Raw genomic sequence first — 19,355 nt, 5'->3', positions numbered from 1 at the left:
AGAGGTGAGTTTGTGGATAGTGCAAAGGTACAACAGCTATTAGAGAACGCGTTGCAACTAGAGGAAGTGCATGTAAAAGGTGAGGGGAGTCACTACGAAGTTATTGCTGTTGACGCCTGCTTCGACGGTATGAGTCGAGTTAAGAAGCAGCAGCTTATCTACGGACCTCTAATGGAATATATCCAACGCAATGACATTCATGCGGTCTCTATCAAGGCGTACACTCCAGCTGAGTGGGCGCGTGATAAGAAGTTGATGTCACTATAAGGTTTAGAATGGAAAAGTTTCGAGTTGTAGGGTCCGAGCAACCACTTAGTGGTGACGTGACCATTTCTGGCGCAAAGAATGCTGCGCTGCCTATTTTATTTGCCTCCATCCTCGCGGAAGAGCCTGTCGAGGTTGCAAACGTACCTAAGCTGCGTGATATCGATACCACCATGGAGTTGCTATCACGCCTTGGCGCCAAAGTGCGTCGTAATGGCTCTGTTCATGTTGATGCGAGTGGTATCAATGAATACTGCGCACCTTACGATTTGGTTAAGACTATGCGTGCATCCATCTGGGCTCTGGGTCCATTGGTGGCGCGCTTTGGTCAAGGTCAGGTCTCTCTACCGGGCGGTTGTGCAATTGGTGCCCGTCCTGTCGACCTACATATCCATGGTCTTGAGCAGTTGGGGGCAAAAATTGTCCTTGAAGATGGCTACGTCAAGGCGAGCGTTGATGGGCGCCTGAAAGGTGCTCACGTTGTGATGGACAAGGTGAGCGTTGGTGCGACAATCACTGTGATGTGCGCCGCTACGCTGGCTGAGGGCACTACCGTGCTGGATAACGCTGCTCGTGAGCCAGAAATTGTTGATACTGCTGACTTCCTAAATGCGCTTGGAGCAAAAGTGAGCGGCGCAGGTACCGACACGATCACTATTGAAGGGGTTGAGCGCCTAGCTGGCGGTAAACACTCGGTGGTACCCGACCGTATCGAGACCGGCACCTTCCTTGTCGCTGCAGCTGTCTCTGGCGGTAAAGTGGTGTGTCACAAAACTCATGCCCACTTGCTCGAGGCAGTGTTGGCCAAATTAGAAGAGGCAGGCGCACTGGTGGAAACCGGTGATGACTGGATCAGTGTCGATATGACGGGTCGCGAGCTTAAAGCCGTAACCGTCCGCACAGCCCCACACCCAGGCTTTCCTACCGATATGCAGGCTCAGTTTACCCTGCTCAACATGATGGCGCAGGGCAGTGGCATCATCACCGAGACGATCTTCGAAAATCGCTTTATGCACGTACCTGAGCTTATGCGTATGGGTGCCAAGGCTGAGATAGAGGGGAATACGGTAGTCTGCGGTGATACTCCAAGCTTGAGTGGCGCTCAGGTGATGGCGACAGACTTACGTGCCTCCGCCAGTCTAGTTATTGCAGGCTGTATCGCTAGGGGTGAGACCTTGGTGGATCGCATTTACCATATCGATCGCGGCTATGAGAAGATCGAAGATAAGCTATCAGCACTTGGTGCAAATATTACCCGCGTAGCGAGCAGCGCTAGCGCATAAATTGTTGGATGAAGAAGCCGAAACTCTGTTTCGGCTTCTTTGTGTTGTGCCTGGAGAGAAAAATGGTCGCACTATTTCGGATTATCGCCGTATTTGTTTTCGCGGTGGTTATGTTTATTTTTGGTTGTGGCTACTGCCTACTTAGTCCACGTAACCCAAAAAATGTGTTTAAGGTTGGGCGTCTGTTCCATAAGATGGCGCCCATTTTTGGTATCAAACTAGAGTTGCGTCTACCCGCCGATGCGTATGAGCGAGGCCAGCATATCTATATTGCTAACCATCAGAATAACTGGGATATGTTTACGGTTTCTTCAGCGGTAACTCCCAAGGTTGTGACGGTAGGTAAGAAGAGTATTGCGTGGATGCCGCTATTTGGTCAGCTTTACTGGCTAAGTGGTAATATTCTGATTGACCGCTTTAACCGCTCGAAGGCGATGAGCACTATTGATCAGGTGGTCGAAAAAATGAAGGGCAGTGATGTCTCAGTGTGGATGTTCCCAGAGGGGACGCGTTCACGCGGCCGAGGTTTACTGCCGTTTAAGACTGGTGCGTTTCATGCGGCAATTGGCGCCAAGCTGCCGATTATCCCTATTGTGTGTAGCTCAACCCAGGGTATTAAACTTAACCGCTGGAACAATGGCCATGTGATTGTCGAGATGCTGGACCCGATCAGCACAGAGGCTTACGGTAAAGAGTCAATTCGCCAGCTCGCAACGATGTGTCGCGATGAGATGGAAGCGAAGCTTGAAGCGCTAAATACAGAGGTTGCTCAGCGTAATAAAGCGGAAGGTGTTAAAGCCAACGCTTAAGCCAATCAGCTAAACAAGCATCAAAAAGCAGAAGTGGAAACTTCTGCTTTTTTTGTGCCTAATCAAAGTCATGAAATTCGCTGTGCGCCCTGTAGAGGCGTGTTAGTTAAACTATACAAGTGATATCTACAATGACTTGTTTGATGGCTTATAAGTGGTTGCAGAGCGTATCGAGTCAGCATTGATAAGGTTTGGACAGGACTCTGATTGAGCTGGGATGGTGCCTGGATACGAAAAAGCCGCGTCCAAGGACACGGCTTTCTCAAAATGTGGCTCAGCTAGCCGCCCGCCCCCTGCGGGACTCGATCGGGCCGACGGAATGCCGCCCAGCCATCCGGCTGTGACATATTCACCGTTCACTGAGTTAGAAGGGAATATCAGTTTAGTTCAGAAACGAAAAAGCCGCGTCCTAAGACACGGCTTTCTCTGAAAGTGGCTCCCCCTGCGGGACTCGAACCTGCGACATACGGATTAACAGTCCGCCGTTCTACCAACTGAACTAAGGGGGAATAAATGGTGCCGACTACCGGAGTCGAACTGGTGACCTACTGATTACAAGTCAGTTGCTCTACCTACTGAGCTAAGTCGGCGCCTTGTTATAAGCAGTTACGCTTATGATGTTGAAACAAGATTACGTCTTATCTCTAAATAATGGCTCCCCATGCGGGACTTGTAGCGGCCGGCCAACCGGCTGTGACATATCACCGTTCACGGAGGAACAATAAAGAATGATTCAATATCACTCTTCTTAAAAGTGGCTCCCCCTGCGGGACTCGAACCTGCGACATACGGATTAACAGTCCGCCGTTCTACCAACTGAACTAAGGGGGAACAAAGAATGGTGCCGACTACCGGAATCGAACTGGTGACCTACTGATTACAAGTCAGTTGCTCTACCTACTGAGCTAAGTCGGCACGCTTTATTCTTTAATAAATTGTCTGTGCTAGGCACCAACAATTATATAACTGTGGTGCCCGGAGGCGGAGTCGAACCACCGACACGCGGATTTTCAATCCGCTGCTCTACCAACTGAGCTATCCGGGCGACGGGGTGTATTAAACGAATTTTAGCGCATCAGGTCAACAACAAAATGCAAAAAAAGTCTCGTTTGATGAATAAGTGTACTTAGAGGGTCATTTTTAGTCATTTTGTACCTAAAAGTGCTCAAGGGTCGTTTTGTTGGTAAGGGGTGAAGCCACAAACTAGGTAAGAAAAAGTACATTTTACTTCGCTATGATTTGGGCTTTTTTCTTATATAGATGTGAAATTAATTCCAGTTTGGAGGTGAGGCTTACGCTAGGGATATTTTGCTTCTAAAGCTCACTAGAGATAGAGTCTAGAGGAAAGTACGGTGTTCAGTGAAGGACAGATACGAAAAAGCCGCGTCCTAAGACACGGCTTTCTCTGAAAGTGGCTCAGCTCGCCGCCCGCCCCCTGCGGGACTCGATCGGGCCGACGGTGTGCCACCCAACCATCCGGCTGTGACATATCTACCGTTCACGGAGCTAGAAGGGAGTAAGGATTATCAATCAGATACGAAAAAGCCGCGTCCAAGGACACGGCTTTCTCTGAAAGTGGCTCCCCCTGCGGGACTCGAACCTGCGACATACGGATTAACAGTCCGCCGTTCTACCAACTGAACTAAGGGGGAATTATTTGTGTTAACAACTGGTCTTAATGACCATTATTTGTAAACACCAAATAATGGTGCCTCGAGGCGGAGTCGAACCACCGACACGCGGATTTTCAATCCGCTGCTCTACCAACTGAGCTATCGAGGCAAAAGAATGGTGCCGACTACCGGAATCGAACTGGTGACCTACTGATTACAAGTCAGTTGCTCTACCTACTGAGCTAAGTCGGCACACTATATCTTTTTAATATAGAACAGCTAAAAAGCTATTCATTGTAAAGTGGCTCCCCCTGCGGGACTTGTAACGGGCCGGCCATCCGGCTGTGACATATCACCGTTCACGGAGGAACAATAAAGAATGACTTACTATCACTCTTTTTAAAAGTGGCTCCCCCTGCGGGACTCGAACCTGCGACATACGGATTAACAGTCCGCCGTTCTACCAACTGAACTAAGGGGGAATTATTTGTGATAACAACTGGTCTTAACGACCATTATTTGTAAACACCAAATAATGGTGCCTCGAGGCGGAGTCGAACCACCGACACGCGGATTTTCAATCCGCTGCTCTACCAACTGAGCTATCGAGGCAAAAGAATGGTGCCGACTACCGGAATCGAACTGGTGACCTACTGATTACAAGTCAGTTGCTCTACCTACTGAGCTAAGTCGGCACACTATATCTTTTTAACTAAATTGTCCATGCTGAGCACCAACAATTAATAAACTGTGGTGCCCGGAGGCGGAGTCGAACCACCGACACGCGGATTTTCAATCCGCTGCTCTACCAACTGAGCTATCCGGGCGACGGAGCGCTATTAAACGGATTTTGCTGCTTTGCGTCAACCACTTTTTTCAATAAATCTGAAAAAAGTGTGCTTTTGGATAAAAAAACAGCGGCGTGTGACTAAATGTTTTTACCGGCGTTAAATTCCTTTTTGAAATTTGTCACTTTTTCTAGGTATCTACGCGCTTCTGCATTGGAGTGGTTATTGGTTAATGCCCAATAAACCTGATTGGGTTGCAGAGAGTTGAGTTGTCTCATCGCATTGGAGCGACTGTTGCGGTCAAAGGTGTTCAAAACACCACCAGTACCACCGTTGTAAGCCGAGATCATGCTGTACTCGAGCGATAGTGGGTGCTTAACATCCTTTAGGTAGCGGTTTTTTAATAGATAGAAATAAGCAGTACCGGTATCAATGTTCTTCTCTGGGTCAAATAAATACTCCGGACTTGGGTCGCCGGGCTTCTTTTTCACTAGGTTAAACACATCTCGCCCAGCCGTTTTGGGAACCACCTGCATCAGGCCATAGGCATTAGCCCAACTGACCGCGTATGGGTTAAAGCTGCTTTCCGTCTTGATAATGGCGTAGATCAGGTCTTCCGGTATGTCGTATTTGTTCGAGGCGCGACGAACAATATCAGCATACTTGTAGCTGCGGATCTCAACCTGGTTCTCTACCATCGGGATCTCAACGTAGTGGGCTTTCTTAAAGTCCACCTGCTTGGTTTTCATCTGATTGGCGATCAAGTAATCGGCAAAGCGATTGGCTCGCCAGTTCCACTGGATTGCCTGACCCTCGTGGTCAAGCACCTGACGGTAAAGAAAGGGCTGGCCCTCGAGTTTGATCTCTCGTGATGAGAACAGGTCGACACTCGCGGGATCATCCGGGGTCAGCAGGGTGGTAATGATAGCGTTTTTTAGGTGTTGCTCGGGCTCTTTGGGTGACACCGTCTCGATAATAATTGTGCCGCGGTCAAAGTTGACTTCGGCGCGACTGAGGTAGTTGTCGATGTATTTGACGTAGTTACTCTTACCGGCGTATTTGACCTCATTGCGCCCCCAGCGCTTTTCGATATTGCCGGAAAAGCTCGAAATCAGTACATCGAGTGCGCGGGTGTCTTTTTCAAACTGACCTGGCAGCTCGGCCAAATTGATGGCAAAGCGATTGGTTGGCTCGTAGTTAACCTCATACAGGCTCTCGATAAACTCACGACTACAGCCAGCCGATAACAGGGCAAGCAGGAAAACAGCGGTCTTTTTCATAGCTCTCTAAACAACAATGACATCAGTCTTGCAACATGATGTCATTGAAAACAATCAATTTAAATTGATTTATTCCGATGGCGGGGTGTAACCCTCAATATGCACGTCCTTACCCTCAAACAAGAAGTTGACCATCTCAGTCTCGAGCAGTTTACGATGTTCAGGATCCATCATGTTGAGTTTTTTTTCGTTGATTAGCATGGTCTGCTTGCTCTGCCACTCGCCCCACGCTTGCTTGGAAATGTTGTCAAAGATGCGCTTTCCAAGCTCTCCTGGATAGAGTTGAAAGTCCATTCCTTCCAGTTCTTGCTTTAGTCGAGCACAAAAAACAGTGCGGCTCATAGTGACTCCTTGTTAGTCAGTTCATATGGCAGGCTCTCAAGTAACTGCTTTACTGGCGCGGCCAAACCAATTTGTGGTGGTTGAGATAAGTTATACCAAAGACCAAGCTCGGCTTCCATGATCATACTCGGTGGCTGGTCGATCTCTATCAACACAGGGGTAATATCGAGGTGATAATGGCTAAACGTGTGGCGAAAGGCGATCAAGGTTTGTTGCGAGACAATCTGTTTTGATCTTACCGCTAGGCGATCAAGGGTTGTCTCTGTCTCAGCTGTCTCTGATTGAGGGAAGCAAAACAGCCCGCCCCAAATACCACTTTGTGGGCGCTGCTCTAGCCAGACTTGGTTTTTATAATGGATCATCACAAACCAAGTCTGTTTGACGGGCTTGTCTTTTTTCGGTTTTTTGCCTGGATAATCCAGTGGGCTGCCCTGAGCGTTGGCCTTACATAAATTTGCAATCGGACACAGGCCGCATTTTGGTTTTGAGCGGGTGCAAACCATTGCCCCCATGTCCATCATGGCTTGGTTGTACTTATCCACTTCAACGTCTGGAGTATGTGCTTGTGCTTTTTGCCACAACGCATTCTCAACACTCTTTTTTCCTGGCCAGCCATCGATGGCAAAAGCGCGGGCGAGGGTGCGTTTGACATTACCATCTAGGATCGCATGTGGCTGTTGATACACTGAGGACAGGATGGCCGCTGCGGTTGAGCGACCAATTCCGGGGAGCGCGTTGAGTTGTTCGATTCGAGTGGGAAACTCGCCATTGTATTCACTGGCGACAATCTGCGCTGCCTTGTGCAGGTTGCGCGCTCTAGCGTAGTAGCCAAGACCCGTCCATAGGTGTAAAACCTCATCTTGTTCAGCATTGGCGAGAGCCGTTACGGTTGGAAAGCGCTCTAAAAAGCGCTCAAAGTATGGGATCACGGTTGCCACTTGGGTTTGTTGCAACATGATCTCCGAGAGCCAGACACGGTAAGCGGTTTTATTTTGCTGCCAAGGCAGGTGTTTTCGGCCAAACTGTTCGTACCAGGTCAGTATGGCCCTTGCAAATGGGGTCACGAGATCAAGCCCTAAGAAATAAGTCTATAATTAGCGCAAAATTGAATCATGTTGAGCGGAAGAAGTAAATCGGACATTTTTTGTGGTTTATCGAGCGATATCCATATCGATTGGGTCGATATTACTTGCACCCTTGGCAATTCTTTGGATAATCACAATCCCTTTGATTTGAGCGCATTTTGAACAGGCAAAAACCATGAGTGAAGTGACCACTAACGAATACAATGAAGATGGCAAACTGATCCGCAAAGTACGTAGCTTTGTGCGTCGTGAGGGCCGTCTAACCAAGGGCCAAGAGTCAGCAATGAACGAGTGCTGGCCAACAATGGGTATCGATTACCAAGAGCAACTGCTTGATTGGACAGAGGTGTTCGGTAATGACAACCCAGTTGTGCTTGAGATTGGCTTTGGTATGGGTGCGTCACTAGTAGAGATGGCAAAGAATGCGCCAGAGAAGAACTTTATCGGTATCGAGGTTCACCGCCCTGGTGTCGGTGCCTGTTTGGCGGATGCGCGCGATGCGGGTATCACCAACCTGCGCGTGATGTGTCACGATGCGGTAGAGGTGTTTGCCAATATGATCCCTGATGGTAGCCTAAGTACTCTACAGTTGTTCTTTCCTGACCCATGGCATAAAAAGCGTCACCACAAGCGCCGTATCGTGCAGCTTGATTTTGCCGAGATGGTGCGCCAAAAGTTGATCCCAGAGCAGGGTATCTTCCACATGGCAACTGACTGGGAAAACTACGCCGAGCACATGATTGAGATCATGAATCAAGCGCCGGGCTACGCCAACATTGCCATTGATGGCGACTTTATCCCGCGTCCAGACGAGCGTCCGCTAACCAAGTTTGAGGCTCGTGGTCACCGCCTAGGTCACGGCGTGTGGGATATCAAGTTTAAGCGCACGGCGTAAGGAAGCAGTCTATGGCGTTGTACGCGATCTTGGCCAACCCTGGCCATAACCGTATCTACTTTGACACTGCGCTTGAAATTGCATGCTCTGAGCTTCAGGCGATGCTTGAGGCTGAGGGTGTCGAGCTGTTCTGTATTGAAGAGCGTGAGACTGGGTTACCAGCCGCGATTGTTTTCTCTTGTGACCAGGCGCTGAGCGCCGCTCAAATGCAGAAAATTGCGGCTTCGTCGATCTACTACGCCCTGTTTGAGGTGGTAGAGAATGGGCTGCTCAAGCCTTTGACGCCACCGGCTTACAACACCTTCCCTGAGAGCATGAGCCAGATCTTGCGTTACACCGGTAAGACCAATGAGCAGTTCACTCGCTTGATGGTCAACCTTGGTGTCAGTGCAGCGAAGACAGATAGCGAGAGCATCACCCTGATGGATCCTATGTGTGGTAAAGGCACTACCTTATATGAAGGTCTGATCCAGGGCATGAATGTGGTTGGGGTCGAGATCAACGCCAAATGGGTGCAAGAGATCCAGACCTTTATCGTTAAGTTTATGAAAAATGGTCGCTTTAAACATAAGGCGGGCAAAGATAAACGCAGCCATGAAGGTAAAAAGGTCGCCGATGGCTTTATCCTTGATGCCGCGGCAAGCAAAGAGGCGTTTAGCGCTGGTCAAAGCCAGTCGATGAAGCTCTATGCTGCTGATACCCGCCAAGCTGATCTTGTCGTGCGTAAGAGCTCTGTCGATGTGATGGTTTCAGACTTGCCGTACGGCGTACAGCATGGCAGCAAGAATGCCAAAGACAGTAAGCTTAACCGCAGCCCGAATGAGTTGTTGGCTGAAGCACTGCCGGCGTGGAAGAAGGTGCTGAAGAAAAATGGTGCGGTCGTGCTATCTTTTAATGAGTTTACGCTTAAGTGGCGCGATCTCGCTGAGCTGTTTGAATCACAAGGCTGGAAAGTCATGGATGAGGCGCCATACACAGGTTATCTGCACCGTGTTGACCAGTCGATAAACCGAAATATTATTGTGGCGGTAAAGCCGTAAGTTTCGTTTTTATCCCTTTTGAAGAGTCAGCCTATTGCTGGCTCTTTTTCGTTTTGAATGGAAGAAAAATGCCTACACAAGCAATCCTCGACTCTGTGATCGATGAAGTAAAGCCCTTGATAGGTCAAGGTAAGGTCGCAGACTATATTCCGGCACTGGCTAAGGTGCCCGCTAGCAAGCTAGGCATCGCCGTATTTACCAATCAGGGCGAGCTTCTGACTGCAGGTGATGCTCATGAGGGGTTCTCAATCCAATCAATCTCTAAGGCACTAAGCCTGACGCTGGCTCTTGAGATGTATACGCCCGATGAGATCTGGTTACGAGTGGGCAAAGAGCCGTCAGGGCAAGCATTTAACTCACTGATCCAGCTAGAGATGGAGCAGGGGATTCCGCGTAATCCGTTTATCAATGCGGGGGCGATTGTGGTGGCGGATCTATTGCAATCCCGTTTATCCGCACCACGTCAAAGGCTGCTAGAGTTCGTCCGTCAATTGTCTGGTGATAGCCATATCATCTATGACAAGATCGTGGCTGCCTCAGAGATGCTCCACAGTGATCGTAACGCAGCAATCGCTTACTTGATGCGATCGTTTGGCAACTTCGATAACGAGGTGATCCCGGTACTGAATAATTACTTTCACGCCTGCTCAATCAAGATGAGTTGCGCCGATCTGGCCAAGACTTTTAGCTACCTCGCCAATAAAGGGGTATCCGTGCTCACCCAAGAGCCAGTGATCTCCCCAACCCAAACCAAACAGCTCAACGCGCTTTTGGCCACCTGTGGCCTTTATGATGGCGCGGGTGAGTTCGCTTATCGGGTCGGCATGCCAGGCAAATCAGGCGTAGGCGGCGGCATCATCGCCATCGTCCCAGGCGAGATGACGATCGCCGTCTGGTCGCCAGAGCTGGATAAGTCAGGCAATTCGCTAGCAGGGACTCGAGCGTTGGAGTTACTCTCAGAGCGGATAGGGCGATCGATTTTTTAGGTGCGAGGTGCGAGTTTCACTTCGTTCCGAGGCGCGAGGAGGTCATCGCGTGCACTAAACTCCTCGCTCCTCGTAGGGCAACGCCCGTTCCCGAACCCCGCCCCCTAAAAAAGAGTCGAGAGGCGAGATCGTTTCACTGCGAGTACGCTGCGCTCGAGGTGGTGAAAAACCAGACAGTTGTGACTAAGGCAGGGCTTTTTCTCGCTTCTCGTCTCTCGATTCTCGCCTCTATTCCTCTCCCATAAAAGCTTCCAACAAATCATTCAAAAACAGTTTCCCCTTGTCGGTGATCTGCCAGTGAGTGTCGGTTTCGTTTAGGTAGCCGAGGTTGATGGCCCAGTTGATGGTGTCTTCGATGGCGGTGAGGTCTAGGCCGGTGGTATCAATGAAGTCCTGTTTTGGGCAGGGCTCCATTAGCCTAAAGCGGTTCATAAAGAACTCGAATGGGCGATCCTCATTGGCGACTAGTTGCTCGTCACTCAAGTACGGCTTGGTGAGGTTTTGGTAGGCGCTTAGGTAACCGCGGGGGTGCTTAACCTTAGTGGTGCGCACGATACGGCCATCGCTGAAACTCAGCTTGCCTGCGGCGCCGCAGCCAATGCCAAGGTAGTCGCCAAATCGCCAGTAGTTGAGATTGTGCTGACACTGATAACCGGGCTTGCTATAGCCAGAAATCTCATACTGCACGTAGCCTGCTTTTTTCAGCTTCTTATGGCCAAGCTCGAAGATATCCCATAGGTCATCATCGTCAGGCAACTCTGGGGTACGGTAGTAGAACATGGTATTGGGCTCTATGGTGAGCTGATACCAAGACAAGTGCGGCGGTGCCAGCTCAATGGCCTGCTCAAGGTCACTCAGTGCCTGTTCAACGCTTTGATCGGGCAGGCCATGCATCAAGTCGAGGTTGAAGCTATTAAGCCCAATCTCGTGGGCAAGCTTGGCGGCATTGATTGCCTCATCCTGGCCATGAATGCGCCCTAAATCAGTCAACTTCTGCTGCTCAAAGCTCTGCACACCGATAGAAATGCGCGTGATCCCTGCCTGGCGATAGCCAGCAAAACGCTCAGCCTCAACCGTACCTGGGTTTGCCTCCATAGTGATTTCAATATCAGGCTTAAAAGCGATACGCTGCTCGATACCGTCGAGCAGGGTTTTGATTCCTTGCGGTGAGATTAGGCTTGGCGTGCCACCGCCGATGAAGATCGAGTGTAGCGGGCGCGGCGCTTGAGCGAGCTGATATTTGTCGATATCACGATCAAGGTCTTCAAGCAGAGCCTGAATATACTCATTCTCCGGGATCTCTCCCTTAAGAGCGTGAGAGTTAAAGTCACAATAAGGACACTTTTGCACGCACCAAGGAATATGGGCATACAAACTCAGCGCTGGGGGAACTAACTGGCTCATATCGGGTTACTTAGACAGCTGAGCAAACAGCGACTTGAGTGCCTTGCCGCGGTGAGAGAGCTGCTTTTTGCGAACTGGCTCAAGCTGCGCTGACGCGCAGTTATCTTCTGGTACAAAGAACACTGGGTCATAGCCAAATCCGTTCTCACCCTCAGCCTTCTCTAGGATGCGGCCTTCCCACTTGCCGTGGCAGACGATAGGGATTGGATCGTGCTCATGCTTCATCAGCACCAATACACAGTGAAAGCGCGCCGTGCGCTGCTCTTCTGGCACACCTTGCATGGCCTCGAGTAATTTGTTCAGGTTGTCCTCGTCAGAGGCGCCCTCTCCGGCATAACGTGCTGAGTAGATACCTGGAGCACCCTTAAGAAAATCAACCTCAAGACCTGAGTCATCGGCGATGGCAGCAAGACCGGTCTCTTTGGCGGCATGACGCGCCTTGATAATCGCATTCTCGATAAAGGTGGTGCCTGTTTCAGCAACCTCAGAGATGTTGAACTCACTTTGGGCAACAACCTCAAAACCAAAGTCTGCTAAAAGGTCAGCCATCTCACGAACCTTGCCCTGATTACCGGTTGCTAATACGATTTTCTTCATTGTTTGCTCTTACTGTGATTAGTTATCGACATAAAATTTTTGCGTAAAGGTCAGCCGACCTGAGCCTTTACTGCCACTATCAACATCAATATTGAAGGTGAGGGTTTCCTCATTGGTGATAGTGAACTCCGCCAGATAGTATATCGCATCTCCCTCACGAACTTCTCGAAAAGTCAGAGTGCGGCTATTACCAATAAGGTTTTTACTGCTACCCGATAGTTGAGCCGTGGTGGCCGGTTTGCCGAGTGAGCCTTTATCGAGAACGCTGATATTGAGAATAGCCGAGTAGCCATTACGTTTCAGGTCATAACTACGAGCGATAGCCGGAGTCAAAAAGGTGGAGTTAAACGCAGAGTAGTGCACCTCAACGTCCTTAAAGGTTTTAAATTGCCCAGCCCAAGTCGGCATCGCAAATAGAGCGCTAAGGCATAGGAGTAATGCATATTTCATAGGGTGTCCTTACTTTTGCGTAGTCCTTTTGATTATACTAAAAAAAGGTTCGAGGAGCGGGGGCGGGCAAGGCCCTACGAGGAGCGAGGAGTTTGAAGCGCGTGTCAGAATCCTCGCACCTCGGAACGAAGTGTAACCCGCCCCTCGCCCCTAAATAGCGAAGCCATCACAGGATGGCTTCAATTTCTTTCGGTAACTGACGAGGGGAGGATACTCGGACTTGTTTGTGGCGTCCTAGCTCACCCTTCTCAATCTGGATCGCCCCTTTAGCGACCTTGAAAGACTTCGCAAGGTATCTGGTCAAGTGGCTGTTTGCCTTGCCATCGACCGGCGGGGCGGTGATAGCAATTTTTAGCTCGTCGCCATGCACGCCCATCAGGGCATCACGGCTTGCTTTAGGCTGGATGTAGAGCCTGAGGACTAGGTCATCACTATCCAGCCTGGCTGGTTTTTGCATTAGAGTCTAAACCAGATAGGACCAATGATGTCGCCCATCAGGAAATTGGCGAACTGAAGACCAATAAACAGCACGAGTACACTAAAATCAAAACCACCCATAGCTGGGATAAAGCGGCGGATTGGCGCTAGCATTGGCTCAGTCAATTGATGGAAGACGTACTCGATTGGGCTACGACCTTGGCTGACCCAGCTTAGGATTGCGCGGATTAGCAATACCCAGAATAGAAGACCACCGGCTGCTTTAACCAGTGACAGGAAGCCAAGGTATAGATAATCAAGGCTAAAGCCAGCTGCCCCTTTTGAGGTCAAGAATACCAGAGCAACGAACTTCAGCACACACAGGACGTAGGCAAACAGCAAGGTTGCCAGATCGAGGCTGCCAATCGATGGGATCACTCGACGCAGTGGCCCAACGACCGGTTGTGTCGCCTTGACAATAAACTGAGAAAACGGATTGTAGAAATCTGCTCGCGCCGCCTGTAGCCAGATGCGCAGGATCACGACCATGATGTAGAGGTCAAAAAGCGTAGAAATTAAAAAACTCATTGAGTTCATAGTTAGCCCTTAAAGCGGTATTAAATTAGTGATTCCATCTCTTGTGCGCGAGCAACAGCTGCGCGCATTGCTTTAGATACAATATCTGAAAGCTGATGCTGATTAAAGGTGCGTAGCGCCTCGGCAGTGGTGCCGCCTTTTGAGGTGACCTGCTCGCGCAAAGTGGCCAGCTCAAGCTCTGGCTTGGCGACAACCAGCTTGGCTGCGCCGAGTGCAGATTGCTGAACCAGCAGGCGAGCAGTTGATTTATCAAACCCTTGTGCGATAGCCTCTTGCTCCATCGCTTCCATGAACAGGAAGAAGTAGGCCGGAGAGCTGCCTGCCGCGGCGATAATGTTATTGATCCCCGACTCTTGCTCGACCCAGCACACCTCTCCAACGGCGCGCATCAGTTGCTCGGCAAAGTCTTTATCCGCAGTCTCCACGCTCTGCGGAGCATAAAGACCGCTCATGCCTTCACCGACTAAAGAAGGAGTGTTTGGCATTACGCGCACAAGGTTAAGCTTGCTGCCGAGCATCTCTTCAAGGCGCTGACAGTGAATGCCCGCGGCAATCGAGATCACTAGCTTTTGGCTAAAGTCGACCTGTTGCAGTCCTTCGCCGACCAGCGCCATCATTTGTGGTTTAACCGCGAGCACGACCACGTCGGCTTGCTGCGCTGCTAGCTCATTATCAACGCTGGTGACAACGCCATACTGCTGCGCAATCGCTTCACGCGTTGCCTGGCTAGGCGCCGTCGCGGTGATCTGTGAAGCCGGGTAGCCACTTGAGACTAGGCCGGCAATAATTGAGCGCGTCATATTGCCCGCGCCAATAAAGGCAATTTTCTTGTGTTGCATAAGCTTCTCTAGTTTTTATTTGCGTAATCGCGAGCGCCAAAGATGGCGGTACCGATACGGACCATGGTACTGCCAGCCTCAATTGCCGCTTGCATATCGCCACTCATGCCCATCGACAGGGTATCGATATTGGCATAGTCGGCTGCTAATTGGTTGTTTAACTCCGCAAGCTGTGAAAATGCGCTTAGCTGGGATTGATAATCTGTAACATTGGCTGGGATTGACATCAGCCCGCGTAGCTCAAGGTTCGGTAGTGTGGCAATCAGTTTGGCAAGCTTTGCCACTTGCTCTGGCTCAAGGCCAGATTTAGACGCCTCACCGCTGGTGTTCACTTGCAGCAGCACTTTGAGTGGCGGCAGGTGCTCTGGACGTTGATCGTTAAGTCTTTGCGCGGTTTTAGCGCGATCAATAGTGTGTACCCAGGCAAAGTGCTCGGCAACATGGCGGGTTTTATTCGACTGAATTGGGCCGATAAAGTGCCACTCGATATCCAGCTGTGGGTGATGCTGGCTAAAGTACTGAACCTTATCGACCCCTTCCTGAACATAGTTTTCGCCAAACAGGCGCTGGCCAGCCAGTGCGGCTTCGAGGATCGCTTGGTTAGGTTTGGTCTTGCTGACCGCCAACAATTGGACAGAGTCTCGAGTGCGTCCACAGTTTTTCTCTGCAGAGCGGATTTGTGAGGTGATAAGCTCAATATTGTTCTGAATACTACTCATAGTCTTAGAGGCCAAGGAAATTATATGAATATCGCTGAGTTACTGGAATTTAGTGTAAAGCATAATGCCTCAGATCTACACCTTTCTGCAGGGGTTACGCCGATGGTTCGTATAGATGGCGAGATGCGCAGTCTGGAATTACCGGCTTTGACTCACGCCAATGTGCATCGATTGCTGTTTGAAGTCATGCATCAAGAGCTGCAAGAGGAGTTTGAGCGGCATCGGGAAGTCGACTTTTCTTGCCAGCTGACGGACATCGGGCGCTTTCGAGTGAATGCCTTTCATCAGTTGCGAGGCTGTGCTGCGGTATTTAGAACTATTCCAACCGAGATCCCATCACTTGAGCAATTAGGGGCGCCGCCCGTTATTGAGCGCATCACCAAGCTAAATAAAGGGCTAGTGCTGGTCACAGGGCCGACAGGCTCGGGCAAGTCCACCACGCTGGCGGCGATGGTTGATTATATCAATCGCCATTACAGTAAGCATATCCTCACCATTGAGGATCCAATTGAGTTTATTCATCACAGTCAGCGCAGTTTGATCAACCAGCGAGAGGTACATAGAGATACCGATAGTTTTAGCCGTGCACTGCGCAGTGGGCTGCGAGAAGATCCAGACGTGATCTTAGTCGGTGAGTTGCGCGATCATGAAACCATCGCTCTGGCATTAACGGCGGCCGAAACAGGGCATTTGGTGTTTGCAACCCTACATACCAGCTCAGCGGCCAAAGCGATTGATCGGATCATTGATGTATTTGCGGGTAGTGAGCAAAACCGAGTGCGTTCGATGCTCTCCGAGTCTCTGCAGGCTGTGATTGCGCAGAAGTTACTCAAAAGGGTGGCTGGGGGCCGGGTAGCGTGTCATGAAATTATGCTGGCGACACCAGCGATTCGTAATTTGATCCGTGAGGATAAGGTGTCGCAGATGCTATCAATTATCCAGATGGGTGCGGCGAAAGGGATGCAAACTATGGAGCAGTCTGCTCATCAGCTACTCGCCCAAGCAGTGATAAGTGCAGATGAGCAAACGAGGTCGCTTGGGGATATAGATGCAACAGCTAGTGGGTATTAGCCCCACTGCGCCTCAAACCAGCTCTCTAGGATCACGACAGCAGATTGGCAGTCGATATTGCCTTTCTCGAGTGCTTTATAGCCCCCCATACTGAACAGTTCCGCGCGAGCTTCTGCGGTCGACAAGCGTTCATCATGCAGCTCAACAGGCAGGCCAAAACGCCCATGCAGGCGGTTAGCAAACTTTTTCGCTCGCGGCGTGATGGTTTCAAGGTCACGGCCGTGCAGGTCCGTCGGCAGTCCAACGACCAAAAGGTTTGGCTGCCACTCTTTGATCAAGCGTTCAATGTCGTCCCAGTTGGGAATACCATCGTTGGCCTTGAAGGCGCGAAGTGGTGATGCGGTGCCGGTGATCTCCTGACCAATAGCACTGCCAATACTTTTGGTGCCAAAATCAAAGGCCATAATCGTGCGAGACATACAGTTTTGGATTCCTATTTACTACTTTGTGACTGACGCTGTGTCAGCTTGGTTAGGTGATTTAAGCGTGACCGGAAAGGCTTGAGAGTTGCGCCGGGTCGATACCTAGCTTCTCTACGGCCTTGCGCCATTTTTCATCATTGGGGGTATCGAAGATCAAGCTGGCGTCCGCCTCGATCGTCAGCCATGAGTTCTCCGCTAATTCACTCTCCAGCTGACCGGCTGTCCAGCCTGAGTAACCGAGTGTGACCAGGTAGTTACTTGGCTCAGCTTCAGTGCCTAGCACAGAGAGAATATCGCGTGAGGTGGTGACAGTCAGGTCATCGGTCATCTGGATACTCGACTCGTAGTAATCTTTGGGTTTGTGCAACACAAACCCACGATCCTCTGCCACTGGCCCACCGTTAAGGACGGGTTGCTGGAGACTCTCGGTGACGACGCGCTCTTGACCTGAGGTAATTTCGGCTTGTTCGAGGATATTGCCCACAGTGACACTGATTGGGGCGTTGATAATCAGTCCCATCGCCCCCTCTTCATTATGCTCACAGATATAGACCACACTGTTTTTGAAGTAGGGGTCTTGCATTCCGGGCATAGCGACTAAAAAGTGGTTGGTTAAATTCATAACGACTCCAATCGTTTTGACTCACTCGACAACACTTGCAGCGTTGCCGAGTGGGTATCACTCAGGCTCAATCTAAGTGGCTTGAGTTACTTAGATTGAACTCGACGCTCAATCGCATCCATTAGTTTGCCCGTGATGGAGATATCAAAGGCGGCTTCGATCTCACGAATACAGGTTGGGCTGGTGACGTTAATTTCAGTCAGCTTGTCACCAATCACATCAAGGCCAACGAAAATCAGGCCCTTGTCTTTAAGCGTTGGTGCGACTGTTTGAGCAATCTTAAGGTCAGTCTCACTTAGTGGGCGAGCTTCGCCACGACCACCAGCCGCTAGGTTGCCACGGGTCTCCCCTTTAGCTGGAATGCGTGCTAGGCAGTAAGGCATCGGTTCACCATCAACGACTAAAATACGCTTGTCACCATTGCTGATATCTGGAACAAAGGTTTGCGCCATGGCGTAGTTTTGACCATGATTGGTTAAAGTTTCGATGATCACCGAGACATTGGGATCATTTTCTTTAACACGGAAGATCGAGGCTCCACCCATACCGTCAAGAGGTTTCAAGATCACATCGCCGTGCTCTTCTCGAAACGCTTTGAGCTTCTCCGCTTTGCGCGTCACGATCGTGGTTGGTGTTAGCTCGGGGAACCATGCGGTGAATAGCTTTTCGTTACAGTCACGCAGGCTTTGTGGCTTATTGACGATCAGCGCGCCTTGATCCTCAGCGCGCTCAAGGATGTAAGTGGCATAGATGTACTCGGTATCAAACGGAGGATCTTTGCGCATCAGGACCACGTCAAGCTCAGCCAGCTCAATGGTCTGCTCGGATTTAAACTCATACCAACCGTTAGGATCTTCTTTCAGCTCAACGACCTTGGTGTCAGCGATCGCCACACCTTGATCAAGGTGAAGATCGCTCATTTCCATGTAGTGGATCTCATAGCCACGACGCTGCGCTTCCAGCATCATGGCAAAGCTAGAGTCTTTCTTAATATTGATGGATGAAATTGGGTCCATCACAATGCCGAGCTTGATCATTCTTCTCTCCATTTAGCCAAGATCGCCAAAGCGAACTTGTAGGGCTGTAATTGCTGTTAGGGCGGCGGTTTCCGTTCTTAGTACTCGTGGCCCTAGCAGGGTTTCTTCAAAATTATAATTATGGGTCATATCGATCTCTTCACCGGTAAGCCCACCCTCAGGTCCAATCAATAGACGGACCTTCTCAACTGGGGTTGGCAGGGTGTTGATCGAATACTTGGCGCGTGGGTGTAGATTTAATTTAAGACCATCAAAGTCCTCATTACACCATGCCTCAAGCTGCATTATTGGGCGAATCTCAGGAACGCGATTTCTACCGCACTGCTCACAAGCTGCGATGGCGATCTTCTGCCATTGGGCTAGCTTCTTCTCAAATCGCTTTTGATCTAGCTTGACGCCGCAGCGCTCAGATAGCAGAGGGGTGATGGTATTCACCCCAAGCTCAACCGATTTTTGAATAGTGAACTCCATTTTGTCACCGCGTGAGATCACCTGGCCAAGGTGCAGATCCAGTGGCGACTCAATATCCACCTCATTGCGCGCGGTTACGTTGACGCTAACCAGTTTCTTGCTGATCGCAGAGATGGTCGCTGGGAACTCGGCACCACTGTTGTCAAACAGCAGCACTTCTTGACCCTCTTTCATGCGCAGTACGCGGCCGATGTGTCCACTGGCGTCTTCACTGAGGTTAAGCTCACCAAGGGCATGAATGGTCTGTGGGTGGAATAGTCGAGGTACGCGCATAAAGCAGAGTCCAAATTAAAAGCTTATCGAATTCTAATCATTCTAACATGG

The 19,355-nt window shown here is 50.2% G+C and carries 21 protein-coding genes and 12 tRNA genes; 7 read left to right on the top strand and 26 right to left on the bottom strand.

All coding sequences use genetic code 11. The features are described 5' to 3' along the window. Positions 1 to 12: 12 nt before the first annotated feature. From ibaG to ACZ5R2_RS00365, 3 genes are all read left to right on the top strand, one after another. Positions 13 to 267, top strand: coding sequence for a BolA family iron metabolism protein IbaG (gene ibaG, locus ACZ5R2_RS00375; protein ID WP_438460479.1), 255 nt, complete (start codon positions 13 to 15; stop codon positions 265 to 267). A gap of 8 nt (positions 268 to 275) precedes the next feature. After that, entirely contained in the window at positions 276 to 1,547 is a 1,272-nt protein-coding gene (gene murA / locus ACZ5R2_RS00370; protein WP_464900322.1) for a UDP-N-acetylglucosamine 1-carboxyvinyltransferase, read from the top strand. 62 nt (positions 1,548 to 1,609) lie between these two features. Continuing rightward, positions 1,610 to 2,356 carry a 1-acylglycerol-3-phosphate O-acyltransferase gene (locus ACZ5R2_RS00365; RefSeq protein WP_464900321.1) on the top strand — a complete coding sequence of 249 codons (747 nt, stop codon included), beginning with the start codon at positions 1,610 to 1,612 and terminating at the stop codon, positions 2,354 to 2,356. Positions 2,357 to 2,789: 433 nt separating this feature from the next. On the opposite strand, the gene ACZ5R2_RS00360 is transcribed toward ACZ5R2_RS00365, so the two are convergent. From ACZ5R2_RS00360 to mutY, 15 genes are all read right to left on the bottom strand, one after another. Continuing rightward, a tRNA-Asn gene (locus tag ACZ5R2_RS00360) sits at positions 2,790 to 2,865 on the bottom strand. A gap of 5 nt (positions 2,866 to 2,870) precedes the next feature. Continuing rightward, positions 2,871 to 2,946 (bottom strand) — tRNA-Thr (locus ACZ5R2_RS00355). Positions 2,947 to 3,111: 165 nt separating this feature from the next. Next, positions 3,112 to 3,187: transfer RNA gene (locus tag ACZ5R2_RS00350), tRNA-Asn, on the bottom strand. A gap of 8 nt (positions 3,188 to 3,195) precedes the next feature. Continuing rightward, positions 3,196 to 3,271 (bottom strand) — tRNA-Thr (locus tag ACZ5R2_RS00345). Between the two features lie 54 nt (positions 3,272 to 3,325). After that, a tRNA-Phe gene (locus tag ACZ5R2_RS00340) sits at positions 3,326 to 3,401 on the bottom strand. Positions 3,402 to 3,932: 531 nt separating this feature from the next. Then, positions 3,933 to 4,008: transfer RNA gene (locus tag ACZ5R2_RS00335), tRNA-Asn, on the bottom strand. Between the two features lie 54 nt (positions 4,009 to 4,062). Then, positions 4,063 to 4,138, bottom strand: a tRNA-Phe gene (locus ACZ5R2_RS00330). Positions 4,139 to 4,145: 7 nt separating this feature from the next. Further along, positions 4,146 to 4,221 (bottom strand) — tRNA-Thr (locus ACZ5R2_RS00325). 154 nt (positions 4,222 to 4,375) lie between these two features. Further along, positions 4,376 to 4,451 (bottom strand) — tRNA-Asn (locus ACZ5R2_RS00320). 54 nt (positions 4,452 to 4,505) lie between these two features. Beyond that, positions 4,506 to 4,581: transfer RNA gene (locus ACZ5R2_RS00315), tRNA-Phe, on the bottom strand. Positions 4,582 to 4,588: 7 nt separating this feature from the next. Further along, positions 4,589 to 4,664 (bottom strand) — tRNA-Thr (locus tag ACZ5R2_RS00310). 56 nt (positions 4,665 to 4,720) lie between these two features. Beyond that, positions 4,721 to 4,796: transfer RNA gene (locus ACZ5R2_RS00305), tRNA-Phe, on the bottom strand. A gap of 101 nt (positions 4,797 to 4,897) precedes the next feature. Continuing rightward, a complete protein-coding gene (gene mltC, locus ACZ5R2_RS00300; protein WP_464900320.1) occupies positions 4,898 to 6,037 on the bottom strand; it encodes a membrane-bound lytic murein transglycosylase MltC in 1,140 nt (379 codons plus the stop codon). 69 nt (positions 6,038 to 6,106) lie between these two features. Next, positions 6,107 to 6,379 carry an oxidative damage protection protein gene (locus ACZ5R2_RS00295; RefSeq protein WP_438460475.1) on the bottom strand — a complete coding sequence of 91 codons (273 nt, stop codon included), beginning with the start codon at positions 6,377 to 6,379 and terminating at the stop codon, positions 6,107 to 6,109. After that, positions 6,376 to 7,443: an A/G-specific adenine glycosylase gene (mutY, locus tag ACZ5R2_RS00290; RefSeq protein ID WP_464900319.1), complete on the bottom strand. Its 1,068-nt coding sequence runs from the start codon at positions 7,441 to 7,443 to the stop codon at positions 6,376 to 6,378. Before mutY ends, ACZ5R2_RS00295 begins: the two co-directional genes overlap by 4 nt. A gap of 196 nt (positions 7,444 to 7,639) precedes the next feature. Here mutY and trmB point away from each other — a divergent pair, with 196 nt between their 5' ends. From trmB to glsB, 3 genes are all read left to right on the top strand, one after another. Then, on the top strand, positions 7,640 to 8,359 hold the full coding sequence (trmB, locus tag ACZ5R2_RS00285) for a tRNA (guanosine(46)-N7)-methyltransferase TrmB (protein ID WP_464900318.1): 720 nt from the start codon (positions 7,640 to 7,642) through the stop codon (positions 8,357 to 8,359). A gap of 11 nt (positions 8,360 to 8,370) precedes the next feature. After that, positions 8,371 to 9,399, top strand: coding sequence for a TRM11 family SAM-dependent methyltransferase (locus tag ACZ5R2_RS00280; RefSeq protein WP_464900317.1), 1,029 nt, complete (start codon positions 8,371 to 8,373; stop codon positions 9,397 to 9,399). A gap of 68 nt (positions 9,400 to 9,467) precedes the next feature. Then, positions 9,468 to 10,385 (top strand): glutaminase B, encoded by a 918-nt coding sequence (glsB, locus tag ACZ5R2_RS00275; RefSeq protein WP_464900316.1) that lies wholly within the window; start codon positions 9,468 to 9,470, stop codon positions 10,383 to 10,385. Positions 10,386 to 10,613: 228 nt separating this feature from the next. Here the strand turns inward: glsB and hemW are convergent, their stop codons facing one another. The 7 genes from hemW to ACZ5R2_RS00240 form a co-directional block, all read right to left on the bottom strand. Then, positions 10,614 to 11,789, bottom strand: coding sequence for a radical SAM family heme chaperone HemW (gene hemW / locus ACZ5R2_RS00270; protein WP_464900315.1), 1,176 nt, complete (start codon positions 11,787 to 11,789; stop codon positions 10,614 to 10,616). Between the two features lie 6 nt (positions 11,790 to 11,795). After that, complete coding sequence (locus ACZ5R2_RS00265) at positions 11,796 to 12,386, bottom strand: XTP/dITP diphosphatase (RefSeq protein WP_464900314.1); 591 nt, start codon at positions 12,384 to 12,386, stop codon at positions 11,796 to 11,798. A gap of 18 nt (positions 12,387 to 12,404) precedes the next feature. Further along, entirely contained in the window at positions 12,405 to 12,836 is a 432-nt protein-coding gene (locus ACZ5R2_RS00260; RefSeq protein WP_464900313.1) for a DUF4426 domain-containing protein, read from the bottom strand. Between the two features lie 166 nt (positions 12,837 to 13,002). Continuing rightward, positions 13,003 to 13,293, bottom strand: a complete 291-nt coding sequence (gene yggU / locus ACZ5R2_RS00255; RefSeq protein ID WP_464900312.1) for a DUF167 family protein YggU — start codon at positions 13,291 to 13,293, stop codon at positions 13,003 to 13,005. Continuing rightward, positions 13,293 to 13,850, bottom strand: a complete 558-nt coding sequence (locus ACZ5R2_RS00250) for a YggT family protein (protein ID WP_464900311.1) — start codon at positions 13,848 to 13,850, stop codon at positions 13,293 to 13,295. The genes yggU and ACZ5R2_RS00250 overlap by 1 nt, the downstream gene beginning before the upstream one ends. A 20-nt stretch (positions 13,851 to 13,870) precedes the next feature. Beyond that, positions 13,871 to 14,689, bottom strand: coding sequence for a pyrroline-5-carboxylate reductase (gene proC, locus ACZ5R2_RS00245; RefSeq protein WP_464900310.1), 819 nt, complete (start codon positions 14,687 to 14,689; stop codon positions 13,871 to 13,873). 8 nt (positions 14,690 to 14,697) lie between these two features. Then, positions 14,698 to 15,408 (bottom strand): YggS family pyridoxal phosphate-dependent enzyme, encoded by a 711-nt coding sequence (locus ACZ5R2_RS00240; RefSeq protein WP_464900309.1) that lies wholly within the window; start codon positions 15,406 to 15,408, stop codon positions 14,698 to 14,700. A gap of 24 nt (positions 15,409 to 15,432) precedes the next feature. Here ACZ5R2_RS00240 and ACZ5R2_RS00235 point away from each other — a divergent pair, with 24 nt between their 5' ends. Further along, positions 15,433 to 16,479, top strand: a complete 1,047-nt coding sequence (locus ACZ5R2_RS00235; RefSeq protein ID WP_464900308.1) for a type IV pilus twitching motility protein PilT — start codon at positions 15,433 to 15,435, stop codon at positions 16,477 to 16,479. On the opposite strand, the gene ruvX is transcribed toward ACZ5R2_RS00235, so the two are convergent. The 4 genes from ruvX to rsmE form a co-directional block, all read right to left on the bottom strand. Beyond that, on the bottom strand, positions 16,476 to 16,898 hold the full coding sequence (gene ruvX, locus ACZ5R2_RS00230) for a Holliday junction resolvase RuvX (protein WP_438460462.1): 423 nt from the start codon (positions 16,896 to 16,898) through the stop codon (positions 16,476 to 16,478). The genes ACZ5R2_RS00235 and ruvX overlap by 4 nt on opposite strands. 61 nt (positions 16,899 to 16,959) lie before the next feature. Then, positions 16,960 to 17,523 (bottom strand): YqgE/AlgH family protein, encoded by a 564-nt coding sequence (locus tag ACZ5R2_RS00225; protein ID WP_464900307.1) that lies wholly within the window; start codon positions 17,521 to 17,523, stop codon positions 16,960 to 16,962. Positions 17,524 to 17,609: 86 nt separating this feature from the next. Next, complete coding sequence (gene gshB / locus ACZ5R2_RS00220) at positions 17,610 to 18,560, bottom strand: glutathione synthase (RefSeq protein ID WP_464900306.1); 951 nt, start codon at positions 18,558 to 18,560, stop codon at positions 17,610 to 17,612. 12 nt (positions 18,561 to 18,572) lie between these two features. Continuing rightward, positions 18,573 to 19,304 (bottom strand): 16S rRNA (uracil(1498)-N(3))-methyltransferase, encoded by a 732-nt coding sequence (gene rsmE / locus ACZ5R2_RS00215; RefSeq protein WP_438460459.1) that lies wholly within the window; start codon positions 19,302 to 19,304, stop codon positions 18,573 to 18,575. Positions 19,305 to 19,355 lie beyond the last annotated feature (51 nt).

It is taken from the genome of Vibrio sabulosilitoris (genome assembly GCF_055391395.1).
This window is presented reverse-complemented; position numbering and strand designations above follow the sequence as displayed.

Coding starts and splice junctions, on each gene's coding strand:
- murA (WP_464900322.1), top strand. CDS start 276: ATGGAAAAGTTTCGAGTTGTAGGGTCCGAGCAACCACTTAGTGGTGAC.
- ACZ5R2_RS00365 (WP_464900321.1), top strand. CDS start 1,610: ATGGTCGCACTATTTCGGATTATCGCCGTATTTGTTTTCGCGGTGGTT.
- mltC (WP_464900320.1), bottom strand. CDS start 6,037: ATGAAAAAGACCGCTGTTTTCCTGCTTGCCCTGTTATCGGCTGGCTGT.
- ACZ5R2_RS00295 (WP_438460475.1), bottom strand. CDS start 6,379: ATGAGCCGCACTGTTTTTTGTGCTCGACTAAAGCAAGAACTGGAAGGA.
- trmB (WP_464900318.1), top strand. CDS start 7,640: ATGAGTGAAGTGACCACTAACGAATACAATGAAGATGGCAAACTGATC.
- ACZ5R2_RS00280 (WP_464900317.1), top strand. CDS start 8,371: ATGGCGTTGTACGCGATCTTGGCCAACCCTGGCCATAACCGTATCTAC.
- glsB (WP_464900316.1), top strand. CDS start 9,468: ATGCCTACACAAGCAATCCTCGACTCTGTGATCGATGAAGTAAAGCCC.
- hemW (WP_464900315.1), bottom strand. CDS start 11,789: ATGAGCCAGTTAGTTCCCCCAGCGCTGAGTTTGTATGCCCATATTCCT.
- ACZ5R2_RS00265 (WP_464900314.1), bottom strand. CDS start 12,386: ATGAAGAAAATCGTATTAGCAACCGGTAATCAGGGCAAGGTTCGTGAG.
- ACZ5R2_RS00260 (WP_464900313.1), bottom strand. CDS start 12,836: ATGAAATATGCATTACTCCTATGCCTTAGCGCTCTATTTGCGATGCCG.
- yggU (WP_464900312.1), bottom strand. CDS start 13,293: ATGCAAAAACCAGCCAGGCTGGATAGTGATGACCTAGTCCTCAGGCTC.
- ACZ5R2_RS00250 (WP_464900311.1), bottom strand. CDS start 13,850: ATGAACTCAATGAGTTTTTTAATTTCTACGCTTTTTGACCTCTACATC.
- proC (WP_464900310.1), bottom strand. CDS start 14,689: ATGCAACACAAGAAAATTGCCTTTATTGGCGCGGGCAATATGACGCGC.
- ACZ5R2_RS00240 (WP_464900309.1), bottom strand. CDS start 15,408: ATGAGTAGTATTCAGAACAATATTGAGCTTATCACCTCACAAATCCGC.
- ACZ5R2_RS00235 (WP_464900308.1), top strand. CDS start 15,433: ATGAATATCGCTGAGTTACTGGAATTTAGTGTAAAGCATAATGCCTCA.
- ruvX (WP_438460462.1), bottom strand. CDS start 16,898: ATGTCTCGCACGATTATGGCCTTTGATTTTGGCACCAAAAGTATTGGC.
- ACZ5R2_RS00225 (WP_464900307.1), bottom strand. CDS start 17,523: ATGAATTTAACCAACCACTTTTTAGTCGCTATGCCCGGAATGCAAGAC.
- gshB (WP_464900306.1), bottom strand. CDS start 18,560: ATGATCAAGCTCGGCATTGTGATGGACCCAATTTCATCCATCAATATT.
- rsmE (WP_438460459.1), bottom strand. CDS start 19,304: ATGCGCGTACCTCGACTATTCCACCCACAGACCATTCATGCCCTTGGT.